Below are 14,965 nucleotides of genomic sequence, written 5' to 3'. Positions count from 1 at the left end.
GTATCGTTAAATACGTCAAGAAGCGTTTAAATAATAACTCGATATAGTCGCTTAGCCTGCTTCACAACGGAAGCCTGGCGCCTGCAAATACGCAAGCCCCACCGTTTAACTTACCGGCTGGCTAACGTTAGCAGTTCTCCGGTGTTCCCGCTTCTGTTGCTGTTCGGAAGGATGAACCGCAGCCGCATGATGCGATGGCGTTCGGATTGTCAATCGTAAAGCCGCCGCCCATGAGTGATTCTTTGTAGTCGACGACTGTTCCGTTTAAAATCGGCGCACTGTCTTTTGCGACCACGATATGAATACCATGCTGTTCAAGCTCAATATCATTTTCCTCCGCTTCCGGTGTGAAGCCCATTCCATATGAAAGGCCGCTGCATCCGCCGCCGTGCACAGCTACACGCAAAAAAGAGCCTTCTTCTTCATTTTGCTTCATCATATCTTTTATTTGAAAAGCCGCCGCTTCCGTAATTATGACTACTTGCTGCTCAGACAAATGAGATCTCCCCTTTCATTTTCTTTTAGTATACGGTTTATCCTGTTTTTCCTCAACTGAGCCGCTCAGCATATTTTTCCAGAAAAATTTTCAATCTTTTTTCCCTGTAACTATTGTATACTATTCATAAGCACAAAGACCCTACAAAAAAATGAACGGGAGGCTTATCTTATGTCAAACGTCCCTCCACTTTACGATAAAGAAACAAAGTGTCCATTATGCCAGCAATCATTTACCGCGACCAAAGTCCGGAAAAGTACAATCAAAGTCGCCGGCCAGGACACAGACTTAAAACCGATTTATGACAGTGATCAATTAAATCCGCTTTTTTACAATGTTCAAGTGTGCCGTCATTGCGGTTATTCTTTTACAGAAGATTTTACCCCTTATTTTGCACCTGGAACAGCTGATGTATTGCGGGCATCCGTTACGGATCACTGGGTGGAACAGGATTACAGCGGAGAACGGACTCCCGCAAAAGCAATCAAGAGTTACAAGCTCGCCTTGTACTCCGGCGTCCTGAAAAAAGAAAAGCATTTAACGCTTGCAGGACTGGCGCTCCGGACAGCGTGGATTTACCGTGATCTCGGACGAAAAAAAGACGAGAACCGGTTTATGTCCATCGCCGCGCGCGAGTATGAAGAAGCCTTCCTAACAGAAGATGTTGCCTCTAAAATGTCCGAAATGAAAGTGTTATATTTGATGGGCGAATTGAACCGCAAGCTCGGAAAAAACGATAAAGCCGCATCCTTTTTCTCAAAAGTGATTGAGCGGCAGCGAAATTCCAATGAAAAACAGATTATTGAGATGGCACGTGACCGCTGGCATGAGCTTCGGGAAGAAAAAAAGGAACATGATGAATCAGCATAATAAAAAACCGGGTGCATCAAAAAAGCCCCGGTTTTTTTGGCGTTTAAAACAGCCAAGTTTCGTCAATAAATGTGTATATGTTAGAAACGAGCTCGTCCGGTGTTGCACCGATGATGACTTCTCCGTTGACGAGTGCGAACGGTGAATCCGAGCAGCGCGTACAATAACTGAGACACCCGTATTCAATCACATCGAGATTAGAATCCCTCTCTAATTGTTCAAAAGCTTTTTGCGATCCGCTTGCTAAATTGCTGACGCAAAATTCGATAATTGGTTTCATAATTCAGGTTCACCTCACCGTTTCATTGTACTACCATTTTCAATTTGAAAAAAGCCGGAAGTTTTCCCTATGTCTGTTGTATAATAAGCCCATTTTCGTTATACTCGTTATGGATAAGCGGACATACATATATTGATGGACAAAGGAGATTTTACATATGAAAAATTTAGTTTTGCTCGGAGGCGGATACGGCAATATGCGAGTATTGCTCAGGCTGCTGCCAAATCATTTGCCAGATGATGTAACGATTACGCTTGTTGACAAAGTTCCTTATCACTGTTTAAAAACGGAATATTACGCCCTTGCGGCTGGAACCGCTTCCGATCATGAAGTGCGTGTACCTTTTCCGGAACATGAAAAACTAAAATTAATTTACGATGAAATTACCGCGATTGATGCGGATAAAAAAGAAGTTTCCTTAAAGACAAACGGGTCGATTTCATATGATGATCTCGTGATCGGCCTTGGCTGTGAAGATAAATATCATGATGTACCGGGTGCCGCCGAATATACGCACAGCATCCAGTCCATTCATAAGTCGCGCGAAACGTACCGGACATTAAACGATATGCCTGCCGGATCAAGAGTGGGTATTGTCGGTGCCGGTCTGTCCGGCATTGAACTCGCGAGTGAACTTCGTGAAAGCCGCCCGGATCTTGACATTAAATTATTTGACCGCGGCCCTCGGATTTTGAAAGACTTCCCGCAGCGTTTAAGCCGCTATATTGAAAAGTGGTTTACCGATCACGGTGTGGATGTCGTCAGTGACGCGAATATTACGCGCGTAGAGCCGGATCGCATTTACAATCATGAAGATGTCTATCCGATGGATGCAATCGTGTGGACAGCCGGCATTCAGCCAAGCCGGGTCGTGCGTGAAATGAACGTAGAAAAAGACAAATCTGGACGCGTGGTTTTGACGGCACATCATAATGTACCGGGCAACGAGCACGTGTATGTTGTCGGTGACTGTGCCAGCCTGCCTCATGCACCGAGCGCGCAATTGGCTGAAGAGCAGGCCGAGCAAATTGTTGACGTCCTGCAAAAGCGCTGGAAAGGCGAGCCGCTGCCGGAAAAAATGCCGGAAATGAAGCTGAAGGGCATTCTCGGTTCACTCGGTAAAAAACAAGGGTTCGGTTTTGTTGCGGACCGTGCCATTACCGGACGCGTGGCAAGATTTTTGAAATCAGGCGTCCTTTGGATGTACAAATATCATAACGGATAATTTCCCCAAATAAAAAGATCCTTTCCAATTGAAAAGGATCTTTTTTCCTGTCTTCCTGAATGTACATTCGTATTTGCCTGGAGAAACAACTTACGTGTTCCACCTGTTCAAACACCGGGTGTATATCCGTGTTTCTCCATTTTAGCAAAGATCGGTTTCAGCCGTGGATTTCCTTCTGCGACCATTTCATTTCCAATGAAAACGACCGGGTAAAATAAATCGTCCTCAATGACACGTGCCGCCATTTCTTTTTTCAATTCATCGTCCGGCGGTGAGAAAATATCAACGTATTCAATTGTGAACGGCTGGTCGGGAAATTTACGTGATATGGCGGCTTCCAGCCATTCATATGTGTCTTTGGACGACGGTAAATTCACGCAGCCTGCGCAAATCTGATCGGCTCCATAAACGGTTATTTCCATGAATTGTCCCCCTCTTTTCAATGATAAATTGATTTTTTAATTTAAAATCATTATAATATAATTATTGAAAGGAGACGATTAAAGATGCAAGAACAAGAAATGTATGGTGAAGTGCAAGAAGTACTAGATAAATTACGCCCATTCCTGCTGCGTGACGGCGGCGACTGCGAACTCGTTGATGTTGAAGACGGGATCGTAAAACTTCGTCTGCTCGGCGCATGCGGTAGCTGCCCTAGTTCAACGATCACATTGAAAGCGGGTATCGAGCGCGCGCTTCTTGAAGAAGTACCGGGTGTCGTTGAGGTAGAACAAGTATTTTAATGAAGAAGGAGCTGGCCGCACTGCGGATCAGCTCTTTTTCATTAAAATTGAAGCACATCTTTATTGACGAGCGTTTTTGGATGACGGCCTTCAAAAACAGCCTCAATATTATCACAGCACGTCCCCATCATCGCCATGCGTGTCTCTTTGGACGCACTGCCGATATGCGGAAGTGCCACCACATTTTTCATCGTCAGGAAAGGATGATCGGCATTGATCGGTTCTTTGTCGAATACATCAAGTCCCGCCGCCGCAATTTCCCCTGCAGTAAGGGCCTCAATTAATGCCTGCTCATTAATGATCGGTCCCCTGCTCGCGTTTATAAAAATCGCATCGTTCTTCATTTTTTGAAAATGCTCCCGTTGAAACAAGCCGCGCGTATCCTGATTCAGAGGGGCAAGACAGACGACAAAATCAGCTTCTGCAAGCAGCTCGTCAAACGTGCAATACTGGGCGCCAAGCATTTCTTCCGCCACTTCATGACGATTCCGGTTATGATACAAAATTTCCATATCAAATCCTGCTGCCCGTTTCGCGACAGCTGTCCCGATTTTCCCCATCCCTACAATCCCAATTTTTTTATGATGGACATCTGTTCCAACGAGCATCATCGGCGCCCAGCTGGTCCACTCCCCGTCTTTCACAAACTCTGCCGCTTCCATCATACGGCGCGCTGTGGCCAAAAGCAGTGCAAATGTTAAATCAGCCGTTGTATCGGTGAGCACATCTGGTGTATTGCAAATCGAAACACCGTGCCTGCTCGCTGCCTCCAGATCAATGTTGTCAAAGCCGACGGCCATATTCGCGACCACTTTTAACTGACCCGCCTGCGAAAACAACACTTCATCAACAGCATCGGAAATAACAGTTAACAATGCGTCGGCCTTCGCTGCTTTTTCAAGAAGAATGCTGCGTGGAACCGCTTTATCTTCTTCCGTCCACATCTCAACGTTATACTTGTCTGCCAGGCGCTCATAAATTTCATCCGGTACTTTTCTTGTTACATACACAAATGGCTTCACATACGCACCTCTTTTCTGATTATTCCGTAATTATTGTACCATTTTCCGTATGAGTATGTCACAATTAAGAAGGGCATGATAATGCTATACATGAATATACTGATGGAAAAAAGGTGTGAGAAACCATGACAATTGAAGAAAAACCAGTAATGAGCATGTCAGAGAAAACGGCGCGCCGGTGGATTGCGGAACGCGGTGTTAAAGTAGAAGACATCGCTGAACTCGTCATTTATTTACAAAAACCTTATCATCCGGAGCTCGAGCTTGCAGACGCGGTTGAACATGTAGAAGCTGTTCTCCGAAAACGCGAAGTTCAGAATGCCGTGCTGACCGGTGTACAGCTAGACATGCTTGCTGAGAAAAATATGCTGGAAGAACCGCTTCTGTCCATTATTAAGACCGATGAAGGACTATATGGCCTTGACGAAACAATCGCGACAGCTATCGTGAACGTATATGGCACAATCGGTCTAACAAGCTATGGCTACATCGATAAACAAAAGCCAGGCATTTTGCAGTTTTTAAATGATAAATCAACCGGTCAGGTGCATACATTTTTAGACGATATCGTAGGTGCCATTGCAGCGGCGGCGGCAAGCCGCCTTGCGCATCGTGCAGCACATACGGAATAATGAAAAAAGCGGCACACTAAACCTAAAAAAGGTTACTGCGCCGCTTTTTATCTATTTGTACCTAACGCAGGAACCGCCTTGTGAGTTCATCATCATTCCCTGCTTTCTTATTCCGCTTTGAAGAAATACGTCAGCGCGGGATATACTTCTTCACGCTTTTTGATGACATATGAACGAAACAGCGGATCGTTTATTTTTCGGAAAGCAGACATGAGCGGTGTCGTCCGATTGTACTGATTGACCTCTCCATAGCCAAACATGCGGCAATGGGGCAATAGTTTCTGCAGCAGCGTCACGCACTGCGGATTATCGGAAGCTAAATTATCGCCGTCTGAAAAATGAAAAGGATAGATATTGTATTGCTCCGATGAATACTTTTTTTCTATTAAATCCAAAACAAGTGCATAGGCTGATGAGCAGATCGTACCGCCGCTTTCCCCTTTTGAAAAAAAGTCATCTTCTTCCACTATTTTTGCTTCAGTATGATGAGCGATAAACACAATCTCAACCGTCGTATATTTTTTCCTCAAAAAGCGGGTCATCCAGAAGAAAAAGCTGCGGGCAATATACTTTTCAAAAGGTCCCATGCTTCCGCTCGTATCCATCATCGCAAAAATAACGGCTTTTGACTGCGGCGTTTTTTCCTCCGTAAATGAGCGAAACCGCCTGTCTTCCGGCAGCACCGGGAAAAAAGCCTGAATCCCTGATAATGAATTCCGTTTAAACGCGGCCAGCAATGTTTTTTTCTTATCAATCCGTGCTGTTACACCTGTTTTACGAATATCGTTTATTTTCCAGTCTGTAATAAAGGATGTCGACTTTTCCTTTTCGACTAAGCGCGGCAGCTCCATCTCTGAAAATAATGCTTCTTCTATTTCCGCAATGCTGACATCCGCTTCATAGTAATCTTCGCCGCGTACATTCCCCGCTTTTTTCCCTTGACCTGCCGCCTGTTGATCCTCACCCGCTCTTGCAATGGCATCCCCTACGTTCCCTTTTCCCTGCCCCGCATGACGGTTTTTCTCTTCTGTGTATCGAATTCGATATTCCTGCAATGAGCGGATCGGCAGTTTCACAATTCGTTTTCCGTCCGACATAATAATCTGCTCTTCCGTCACCATATCAGCCAAATTTTTTTTAATCGCTTCTTTTACTTTTTGCCGGTGCCGCTCTTGATCATCAAAGCCTTTTCGATGCAGGGACCAGTCTTCTTCAGAAATGTGATAAAATTTCTCCATTTCTTCGTCCTCCCGGTTTCATTTTTCAAATGACAGGGTATACTTACAAAAAATGAACATGAGGTGACTTAACATGAATTTTAAAGAGCGTGAAGTAGAGCCTGTCAATTCTATGGTCACAAATTTTGAAGATATGGAACAGCTTGGACGCCAAATGGAACGCCAGCGTACGAATGAAGAATTGAAGCAGCATGAACGTCAGCCGGACCCTGTTCAACATGACAAGAAAATAGATGGAAAACAATAACCCGGTCCGCATTCAACCGGGTTTTTTCTCGCTATCGATTCAATAAACCGCCGACGTAGCGAAGCAGTTCATTCGCTGATACAGAATTATAACCGCACTCATCAATAAGCCGTGCTGTCACTTCGTTCATCTTTTTCAGCTGCTGCTCATCCGGTGCAACAGAAGATGTCGTAATCTTCACCACATCTTTCAAATCAGAAAACAGCTTTTTCTGAATCGCTTCCCGCAGACGGTCATGCTCCCTGTAGTCAAACTTCTTCCCTTTACGCGCATAGGCTGAAATACGGATCAGCATTTCTTCACGGAACGACTTTTTCGCATTTTCCGAAATGCCAATCTGCTCTTCTATTGACCGCATAAGCCGCTCATCCGGATTCATTTCTTCACCCGTCAGCGGGTCGTTTAGCTTCGTTTTGTTGCAATACGCTTCGACATTATCGAGATAATTGTCCATCATCGCCCGCGCAGATTCTTCATACGAATACACAAACGCTCTCTGAACTTCTTTTTTCGCCGTTTCATCGTATTGCTTCCGCGCTTCAGAAATAAACTGCAAATATTTTGCCCGTATTTCTTGTGAAATGGACGGGTGGCTGTCGAGTCCGTCTTTCAGCGAGCGAAGCACATCCAGTGCATTGATCGAATTCGTCCCTTTCTTTATAATCGCTGCAGAAATCCGATTCATGACATAACGGGGATCAATGCCGTCCATTCCTTCATCCAGATGCTCTTTTCTCAGCTCTGCCGCATCAAGCCCTGTCAACCCTTCCACTGCCGCACCATCATAAAGCTTCATTTTCATGACTAAATCAATATTCGAACGGCTCGACTCTTTTAATCGAGTTAAAATCGTAAACATCGCCGCCGTGCGGAATGTATGCGGCGCAAAATGAACGTCCGCAGCTTCACTTTCATGCACCATTTTCTCATAAATTTTTTCCTCTTCCGATACTTTTAAATTGTACGGAACCGGCATGACAATCATCCGCGAGTGAAGGGCTTCATTCTTTTTATCCGCAATAAACGATCGATATTCCGTTTCGTTCGTATGAGCGATAATCATTTCGTCCGCCGAAATAAGGGCAAACCGGCCAGCTTTAAAATTGCCTTCCTGAGTGAGTGACAGCAGATGCCATAAAAACTTTTCATCGCATTTCAACATCTCCTGAAACTCCATCAGCCCTCTGTTTGCAATATTTAATTCACCGTCAAACCGATACGCCCGCGGATCAGATTCCGAACCGAACTCCGCAATGGTTGAGAAATCAATGCTGCCGGTCAAATCGGCAATGTCCTGTGATTTCGGATCAGATGGACTAAACGTACCGATCCCTCTGCGCCGGTCTTCCGAGAAAAAGATGCGTTCCACCGGCACATCCTCAATCCGGCCGCCAAATTCATGCTCCAGCCTGAACGAATTAAGCGGTGACAATGACCCTTCAATGCGTATCCCGTATTCGTCAAAAAATTCATCGCGCAATTCACGTGGAATTAAATGAAGCGGGTCTTCTGCCATCTGGCAATGTTTTATCGCATAAACCGCGCCGGCATCCGTCCGGGTAAATTGTTCCAATCCGCGCTTCAGCATTGACACAATGGTCGATTTCCCGCCGCCGACTGGCCCCATTAACAGCAAAATCCGTTTTCGTACATCCAGCTTTTTCGCTGCCGGATGAAAATATTCCTCGACAAGCCGTTTGATCGCTTCATCCAGTCCGAATAATTCGCCGCTGAAAAACGAATATTGATCCTTCTCAACACCGGCCGACCGGATCATTTCATGTATACGAGCATGCGCCGGCATCGCAATATGCGGATGTTTTTTCAATAAATCTAAATACTCCCGAAATGTCCCTTCCCAGCGCAGCTTTTCTTCTTCAGCACGGCACGATTGAATTTTATCTAATATCGTCATAAATAGCTCCCTCCGCTCCGCTCACAATGGGCGTATTTACCGGATTTTATGCAGACAACTCTCTATTTATGAAAAATCCGCTGTCACGATTTCGAAAAAAAGAAGCGTTCACAATGTTGTTTATTTCCGTTATAATGGATGAAGATATGTACTTTCACGTTGAAGGAAGGAGCATGAATTCATGAGACTATTAGGTGTTCTTGCTGTTTGTGCGGCGTTTTTAGCAGCGATTTTCACAGCGGGCTATAACGATAAGCCAGGCACAAAATAAAAACAACAAAAAGGCTGTACCGAATAAATCGGTACAGCCTTTTTAATGAAGTCCTGGAAACCCTTGCTGCCGCAGCGCTTCATACACAAGAATCGCCGCAGTATTGGACAAATTAAGCGAGCGCACATTGTCGTTCATCGGCACGCGCAGGCAGCGGTCAATGTTTTCCTGAATAAGATCTTTCGGCAAGCCGGTCGTCTCTTTGCCGAACATAAAATAATAATCCTGGTCCGGGTCGCTGTAATCAAATTTTGCATGATCCTGCACGCCGAACTTCGACAAATAAAACATATTGCCGTCTTTATTTTTTTCAAAAAAATCATCAAGTGAATCATAATACGTAATATTCACGAATTCCCAGTAATCAAGACCGGCGCGCTTTAACATTTTATCATCTGTCGAAAATCCAAGAGGCCGGATTAAATGAAGCGGTGCCCCCGTCGCAGCGCACGTCCGTGCAATATTCCCCGTATTTGCCGGAATCTCCGGCTGATATAACACCACATGAACAGCCACAAACCTTCACTCCTTTTCAAAACACCATTATAACATGGAATGAACCGTTTGAATCGCACGTTCAATTTCAAAAAGAACGTCCTCTTCTTTTTCTTGTGAAAGCGCCAAGTTCAGCGCCTGTTTTGCCTCTGCTCCTCCAATCTGGCCGATTGCATAGGCGGCGGTTCCTCTGAGAACCGGGCGCGGATCATCATTCAATACTTGAACAAGCGATGGAAGAGATGATTCTTCTTTAAAGTGAGCAAGTGCAATAATCGCATTGCGCTGAATCGGCTTTTTGCCGCGCCACGAGCCGGACATGGACCCGAATCGTTGTTTAAATTCTTTGTTGCTGATGGATAACAATGGTTCCAGCAGCGGCTTCACCTGTTCCGGCTCCGGTGTCATTTCTGCATGTTTAAGCACATGCTTTCCTTTATTCTCCGGGCAAACAGTCTGGCACGTATCACAGCCATATAAACGGTTGCCGAGATGTTTGCGGAACTCCTCCGGCAGAAAGTCTTTTGTCTGCGTTAAATACGCGATACAGCGCTGCGCATTCAGCTGCCCCCCCTGAACAAGTGCACTTGTCGGACACGCATCGATGCATTTTGTACAGCTGCCGCACTGGTTCTCTATCGGTGTATCCGGCTCAAATGGCACGTTCGTAATCATCTCACCGAGATACACGTATGACCCGAATTCCGGTGTAATGATCGCACAATTTTTAGCGCTCCATCCAATCCCCGCACGTTCTGCTACAGCCCTATCGGACAGCTCGCCAGTATCGACCATTGATTTAAAACGCACATCCGGCAGTTTTTCTTGCAAAAAAGCCTCCAGCATTGCCAGTTTTCTGCGCAGAACAGAGTGATAATCTTCACCCCATGAAGCCCTGCAAAACAATCCCCTCCGCTCGCCTTTTTTTCCTTTTGGCGCTTTTTCAAGTTTCGATGGATACGCCAGGGCAATGGCAATGATTGAACGCGGCTGATCGAGAAGAAGCGCTGGATTTACACGCTTTTCAATGTCTTTTTCTTCAAATCCTGACGCGTAGCCAAGTTCTTGATGCTGAATTAGTTTTTCCTTTAATTCCAAAAATGGATCGGCTGCAGCGAACCCGATTTTATCAATGCCGATTTCTTTGCTGTAGTCGATCAGTTCCTGTTTTAATTGCCGATACATTTTTTCACCTCTTCACAGAAAAAACAAGCAAACGGTTGACCCGCTTACTTGTTTAATCGTTCTTTTATTTCTTCAATTTGCAGCAGATGCCTTTTTTCATGTAGACCGATAAACGGCACCCACTGGCTGAGCGGCATTGGTCCGAAAGACGAATGCGGATATGATTTATTGTTTAATGTTTCTTCATCTGTCTGTTCAAGCAGCCGTAAAAGCTGATCGCGTGAAATGTACAGACGATCTTTCATTTGCTGGAGCGTCCGGTAATCATACGGAGGTTTGGCAAATTCAGGCGCATCTTTTTTGTAAGAGCGGTCGGTTGTTTTTTCAATTGGCTTCGGTTCCGCTTTTTTGCTGTCCGGGTTTTTCAGCTCCGAAGCGATCGCTTTCGTGATACCCTGTTCCATTAAATACAAATGGTCGAGTACTTGCATAATCGTCCAGCTGTCGCTGTCAGGACGTTTGTTTAATTTATCATCCGTCAGTCCATCCACTGCCTCAAGCAATTCATTTCGGTACTGCTCATTTTGCTTCAGGTGTTCAGAAAGCATATCGTCTTCCCTCCAGAATCAGTGAAAATCCCACACAGGGGTACTTAACATTATTTCACAATAGATCTGAAAAGTCGAACAATGTGCATCAGTTGTATATTTTGCCTCCAGCTTCAATAAATTCTTCTGATTTTTGTTTCATGCCGCTTTCCATAAATTCCTCATCTGCGGCGGCCTGTTTTCGAAGGTCATGAGAAATCCGCATCGAGCAGAATTTGGGTCCGCACATTGAGCAAAAATGAGCCGTTTTCGCTCCTTCAGCCGGCAATGTTTCATCATGATACTCACGCGCCCGGTCCGGATCAAGCGATAGATTAAACTGGTCATGCCATCTAAATTCAAAACGCGCTTTAGACAATGCGTCATCCCGCTTTTGCGCACCTGGATGACCTTTAGCCAGATCGGCGGCATGGGCGGCAATTTTGTAAGCGATAACGCCTTCCCGCACGTCGTTCTTATCCGGCAATCCCAGATGTTCCTTCGGTGTTACGTAGCAAAGCATCGCCGTTCCGTGCATGGCGATCATCGCCGCACCGATAGCTGAAGTAATGTGATCGTAACCCGGCGCAATATCAGTTGTCAATGGACCAAGGGTGTAGAAAGGAGCTCCCTGGCAAATGTCAATTTCTTTGTCAATATTCTCTTTAATCTTATGAAGCGGCACATGCCCCGGACCTTCAATCATGACCTGCACATCGTGTTTCCAAGCAATTTTTGTCAGTTCTCCAAGCGTCTCAAGCTCCGCAAACTGCGCTTCGTCATTTGCATCGGCAATGGAACCCGGGCGGAGGCCATCACCTAGTGAGACAGAAATATCGTATGCTTTTAAAATTTCACAAATCTCTTCAAAATGCGTATAAAGGAAATTTTCTTCATGGTGAGCAAGACACCACTGCGCCATAATTGAACCGCCGCGGGACACAATCCCTGTCGTCCGTTTAATTGTGAGCGGAATGTAACGAAGCAGTACACCCGCATGAATCGTAAAGTAATCAACACCTTGTTCTGCCTGTTCAATAAGTGTATCGCGATATACTTCCCACGTTAAATTTTCAGCGATTCCATTTACTTTTTCCAGCGCCTGATAAATCGGCACTGTCCCGACCGGCACCGGTGAATTACGGATAATAAACTCGCGGGTTGCATGTATGTTTTTTCCAGTTGATAAATCCATGATGGTATCGGCACCCCAGTGCGTCGCCCACGTCATTTTTTCTACTTCTTCTTCAATCGAAGAGCTGACAGCCGAGTTACCAATATTCGCATTTACTTTTACATGAAAATGGCTGCCGATAATCATCGGTTCATTTTCCGGATGATTAATATTAGAAGGAATAATGGCGCGGCCTGATGCAACTTCTGCACGAACCACTTCCGGATCCATATTCTCACGAATCGCAACGTATTCCATTTCCGGTGTAATGATTCCATTCTTCGCGTAATGCATTTGCGTGACGTTTTTTCCAGGCAATGCGCGGCGCGGTACGTGATTAAAATCGTGCTTAAACATCGAAGCCGCGTCTTTCGCTCCATTATCTTCCGGCTTCACTTCACGTCCGGTATATGTTTCCGTATCATTCCGCTCTTCAATCCAGCGCTCTCTTGTCCGCGGCAGCCCTTTATGTACATCTGCCACAAATCCGGGTTCTGTATAGGGACCGCTCGTATCATAGACCGAAATGGGTTCATTTTTAAATGTGCCCGCATCCGTTGTCGTATCAGTCAATTCAATTTTTCGAAACGGCACCCGCACATCCGAACGGCTTCCTTCTACATACACTTTTTCACTTGCAGGGAACTGAGACTGCAGTTCGATTTTTTCACTTTCCAGTCGATTCATCCTATTTTCCTCCTTTTAATAGCCGAACCGATCTGGAAGCACACAACTTTGGAAAATAAAAACGGGTTCTTTTAATAATTTAAAAGAACCCGTGAAATAGTGTGGTTAACGACTTATAAGCCGTCTCTCCCTACTTCCCTACGCTGGTATCAACCAGATCAGGTTCGAAGGGTTAAAGAGCCTTACAAGCGCGCTCTTCTCTCAGTCCGGCTAACGGACACCCCCAGCAGATATCAATATGAAACTGGTTACACTTTATCATAGACAAAACATTCTGTAAAGTTATTTTTCTCTTTTTATATGAATCGTTTGATTCTTACACCTTTTTAGGATGGATCCTGGGTCTTCTCTCTGTGGAACAACCCCTTCCGGCGGCCAGAAGGGGTTGTTTAATTCTATATGCGCGCATTGCGGATGACATTAATCATATTTTGATTAGGATATTTTAACTGCTCATACTGCTTAACCACTCTCTCCACATTATATTCAACACGTTCAATTGACGTACTGACTCGATTGTCTTCAATTTCGACGATAGCGTATGACGATTTTTTCATACCATCAAACGGAAGCCCTACACTTCCGATATTAATCAAAATTTTCCCGTTAATCGTGCGGATATACGGCTTATGAATATGGGCATATACATACACATCCGAATCGGTAGACGACATCAGGTTTGTCTTGAGCACTTCATCCGATTCCCCTGGAAGCACGACCTCAAATAAACTATCAGGCGTTGCATGAAAAACATTAATAGACAGACCTGCTGCTTCAAAATGTAATTCTGTCGGAAGCTCATGTAAATAATCGATATCATCTTTTTCTAAATGTGACGCAATCCAATCACGCTCGTTGTTCATCATTTCAAGTACGGAATCCGGTACTTCTCCCTTTTGAATACCTCGCACGACCCACTCATCTGCATTTCCTTTGATGACATTAGTATTCAATCCTTGTACCAGCTGCAAAGACCTCTTCGGTTCCGGACCACGATAACAAATGTCCCCAAGCACATAAATTTCATCAACTTCTTTTCGTTCAATGTCTTTCAATACAGAATCCAGTGCAACCGCATTGCCATGAATATCTGAAATAAACGCGATTTTCATTCATATACCGTCCTCTCAAATATTATGTATTTCTTTTATGTTATCACGATTATTATTGAAAAGTGAAATATTGCATACAAAAAGAGCTTCTACAAGATGTAGAAGCTCTTTTTGATGCGTACTAAACGCCGTTTATACCGGCGGCCGGGGTCGAACCGGCACTCCCGTGAAGGAACTGGATTTTGAGTCCAGCGCGTCTGCCAATTCCGCCACGCCGGCAATTTTTATGGAGGCGGCAACCGGACTCGAACCGGTGGTAAAGGTTTTGCAGACCTTGGCCTTACCACTTGGCTATGCCGCCTTATTATATGGAGCGGAAGACGGGATTCGAACCCGCGACCCCCACCTTGGCAAGGTGATGTTCTACCACTGAACTACTTCCGCAAAATGGCTGGGCTAGCTGGATTCGAACCAGCGCATGACGGAGTCAAAGTCCGTTGCCTTACCGCTTGGCTATAGCCCAAAAATATGGGGCGATCGATGGGAATCGAACCCACGAGTGTCGGAGCCACAATCCGATGCGTTAACCACTTCGCCACGACCGCCATAATAGTTTTCGATTGGCAGGGGCAGTAGGAATCGAACCCACACTGGAGGTTTTGGAGACCTCTGTTCTACCGTTAAACTATGCCCCTGTAAATGGTGGAGGGGGGCAGATTCGAACTGCCGAACCCGAAGGAGCGGATTTACAGTCCGCCGCGTTTAGCCACTTCGCTACCCCTCCGCAATATAAAATTGCTTTTAAAAAACGTGGTGCCGGCAAGAGGACTTGAACCCCCAACCTACTGATTACAAGTCAGTTGCTCTACCAGTTGAGCTACACCGGCAAATGGTGGCTCAGGACGG

At 45.3% G+C, this 14,965-nt stretch carries 16 protein-coding genes, 8 tRNA genes and 1 riboswitch; of the genes, 5 read left to right on the top strand and 19 right to left on the bottom strand.

What is annotated here, in order from left to right:
• Window positions 1-127 precede the first annotated feature (127 nt).
• Window positions 128-496, bottom strand: coding sequence for a HesB/IscA family protein (locus BTO30_RS02895; protein ID WP_075397220.1), 369 nt, complete (start codon window positions 494-496; stop codon window positions 128-130).
• 171 nt (window positions 497-667) lie between these two features.
• Between BTO30_RS02895 and BTO30_RS02890 the strand changes: the two genes are divergently transcribed.
• The gene (locus BTO30_RS02890) at window positions 668-1,366 is read left to right on the top strand and encodes a DUF2225 domain-containing protein (RefSeq protein ID WP_075397219.1); all 699 of its coding nucleotides are present in this window, start codon (window positions 668-670) and stop codon (window positions 1,364-1,366) included.
• 43 nt (window positions 1,367-1,409) lie between these two features.
• On the opposite strand, the gene BTO30_RS02885 is transcribed toward BTO30_RS02890, so the two are convergent.
• Window positions 1,410-1,646, bottom strand: coding sequence for a YuzB family protein (locus BTO30_RS02885; protein WP_075397218.1), 237 nt, complete (start codon window positions 1,644-1,646; stop codon window positions 1,410-1,412).
• A gap of 157 nt (window positions 1,647-1,803) precedes the next feature.
• Between BTO30_RS02885 and BTO30_RS02880 the strand changes: the two genes are divergently transcribed.
• A complete protein-coding gene (locus BTO30_RS02880; protein WP_075397217.1) occupies window positions 1,804-2,871 on the top strand; it encodes an NAD(P)/FAD-dependent oxidoreductase in 1,068 nt (355 codons plus the stop codon).
• 107 nt (window positions 2,872-2,978) lie between these two features.
• Here BTO30_RS02880 and BTO30_RS02875 read toward each other — a convergent pair whose 3' ends face one another.
• Complete coding sequence (locus tag BTO30_RS02875; protein WP_143331898.1) at window positions 2,979-3,293, bottom strand: YuzD family protein; 315 nt, start codon at window positions 3,291-3,293, stop codon at window positions 2,979-2,981.
• Between the two features lie 84 nt (window positions 3,294-3,377).
• Here BTO30_RS02875 and BTO30_RS02870 point away from each other — a divergent pair, with 84 nt between their 5' ends.
• Window positions 3,378-3,614, top strand: a complete 237-nt coding sequence (locus BTO30_RS02870; protein WP_075397215.1) for a NifU family protein — start codon at window positions 3,378-3,380, stop codon at window positions 3,612-3,614.
• Window positions 3,615-3,655: 41 nt separating this feature from the next.
• On the opposite strand, the gene BTO30_RS02865 is transcribed toward BTO30_RS02870, so the two are convergent.
• The gene (locus tag BTO30_RS02865; RefSeq protein ID WP_075397214.1) at window positions 3,656-4,636 is read right to left on the bottom strand and encodes a 2-hydroxyacid dehydrogenase; all 981 of its coding nucleotides are present in this window, start codon (window positions 4,634-4,636) and stop codon (window positions 3,656-3,658) included.
• A gap of 125 nt (window positions 4,637-4,761) precedes the next feature.
• On the opposite strand from BTO30_RS02865, the gene BTO30_RS02860 reads away from it, so the two are divergent.
• On the top strand, window positions 4,762-5,268 hold the full coding sequence (locus BTO30_RS02860; protein ID WP_075397213.1) for a phosphatidylglycerophosphatase A family protein: 507 nt from the start codon (window positions 4,762-4,764) through the stop codon (window positions 5,266-5,268).
• A 107-nt stretch (window positions 5,269-5,375) separates the two neighbouring features.
• Here the strand turns inward: BTO30_RS02860 and yhbH are convergent, their stop codons facing one another.
• A complete protein-coding gene (yhbH, locus tag BTO30_RS02855; RefSeq protein WP_075397212.1) occupies window positions 5,376-6,506 on the bottom strand; it encodes a sporulation protein YhbH in 1,131 nt (376 codons plus the stop codon).
• Window positions 6,507-6,579: 73 nt separating this feature from the next.
• On the opposite strand from yhbH, the gene BTO30_RS17340 reads away from it, so the two are divergent.
• Window positions 6,580-6,753, top strand: a complete 174-nt coding sequence (locus tag BTO30_RS17340) for a hypothetical protein (protein WP_169829346.1) — start codon at window positions 6,580-6,582, stop codon at window positions 6,751-6,753.
• A 31-nt stretch (window positions 6,754-6,784) separates the two neighbouring features.
• On the opposite strand, the gene BTO30_RS02845 is transcribed toward BTO30_RS17340, so the two are convergent.
• The 14 genes from BTO30_RS02845 to BTO30_RS02780 form a co-directional block, all read right to left on the bottom strand.
• Complete coding sequence (locus tag BTO30_RS02845; RefSeq protein ID WP_075397211.1) at window positions 6,785-8,668, bottom strand: PrkA family serine protein kinase; 1,884 nt, start codon at window positions 8,666-8,668, stop codon at window positions 6,785-6,787.
• A 313-nt stretch (window positions 8,669-8,981) separates the two neighbouring features.
• On the bottom strand, window positions 8,982-9,455 hold the full coding sequence (trmL, locus tag BTO30_RS02840; protein WP_075397210.1) for a tRNA (uridine(34)/cytosine(34)/5-carboxymethylaminomethyluridine(34)-2'-O)-methyltransferase TrmL: 474 nt from the start codon (window positions 9,453-9,455) through the stop codon (window positions 8,982-8,984).
• A gap of 27 nt (window positions 9,456-9,482) precedes the next feature.
• Entirely contained in the window at window positions 9,483-10,619 is a 1,137-nt protein-coding gene (gene queG / locus BTO30_RS02835; RefSeq protein ID WP_075397209.1) for a tRNA epoxyqueuosine(34) reductase QueG, read from the bottom strand.
• Between the two features lie 44 nt (window positions 10,620-10,663).
• Window positions 10,664-11,167: a DinB family protein gene (locus BTO30_RS02830; RefSeq protein ID WP_075397208.1), complete on the bottom strand. Its 504-nt coding sequence runs from the start codon at window positions 11,165-11,167 to the stop codon at window positions 10,664-10,666.
• Between the two features lie 88 nt (window positions 11,168-11,255).
• A complete protein-coding gene (gene thiC, locus BTO30_RS02825; protein ID WP_075397207.1) occupies window positions 11,256-13,007 on the bottom strand; it encodes a phosphomethylpyrimidine synthase ThiC in 1,752 nt (583 codons plus the stop codon).
• A gap of 118 nt (window positions 13,008-13,125) precedes the next feature.
• Window positions 13,126-13,242, bottom strand: a riboswitch (TPP riboswitch).
• 160 nt (window positions 13,243-13,402) lie between these two features.
• Window positions 13,403-14,119 carry a metallophosphoesterase family protein gene (locus BTO30_RS02820; RefSeq protein ID WP_075397206.1) on the bottom strand — a complete coding sequence of 239 codons (717 nt, stop codon included), beginning with the start codon at window positions 14,117-14,119 and terminating at the stop codon, window positions 13,403-13,405.
• 135 nt (window positions 14,120-14,254) lie between these two features.
• Window positions 14,255-14,338, bottom strand: a tRNA-Leu gene (locus tag BTO30_RS02815).
• A gap of 8 nt (window positions 14,339-14,346) precedes the next feature.
• Window positions 14,347-14,420, bottom strand: a tRNA-Cys gene (locus BTO30_RS02810).
• 8 nt (window positions 14,421-14,428) lie between these two features.
• Window positions 14,429-14,503, bottom strand: a tRNA-Gly gene (locus BTO30_RS02805).
• A 4-nt stretch (window positions 14,504-14,507) separates the two neighbouring features.
• Window positions 14,508-14,582 (bottom strand) — tRNA-Gln (locus BTO30_RS02800).
• Window positions 14,583-14,588: 6 nt separating this feature from the next.
• A tRNA-His gene (locus BTO30_RS02795) sits at window positions 14,589-14,664 on the bottom strand.
• A 16-nt stretch (window positions 14,665-14,680) separates the two neighbouring features.
• Window positions 14,681-14,754: transfer RNA gene (locus tag BTO30_RS02790), tRNA-Trp, on the bottom strand.
• Between the two features lie 5 nt (window positions 14,755-14,759).
• Window positions 14,760-14,843, bottom strand: a tRNA-Tyr gene (locus tag BTO30_RS02785).
• A gap of 27 nt (window positions 14,844-14,870) precedes the next feature.
• Window positions 14,871-14,946, bottom strand: a tRNA-Thr gene (locus BTO30_RS02780).
• Between the last annotated feature and the right edge of the window lie 19 nt (window positions 14,947-14,965).

Origin of the sequence: Domibacillus antri (genome assembly GCF_001936625.1) — a bacterium.
Taxonomy (GTDB): Bacteria; Bacillota; Bacilli; order Bacillales; family Domibacillaceae; genus Domibacillus; species Domibacillus antri.
This window is presented reverse-complemented; position numbering and strand designations above follow the sequence as displayed.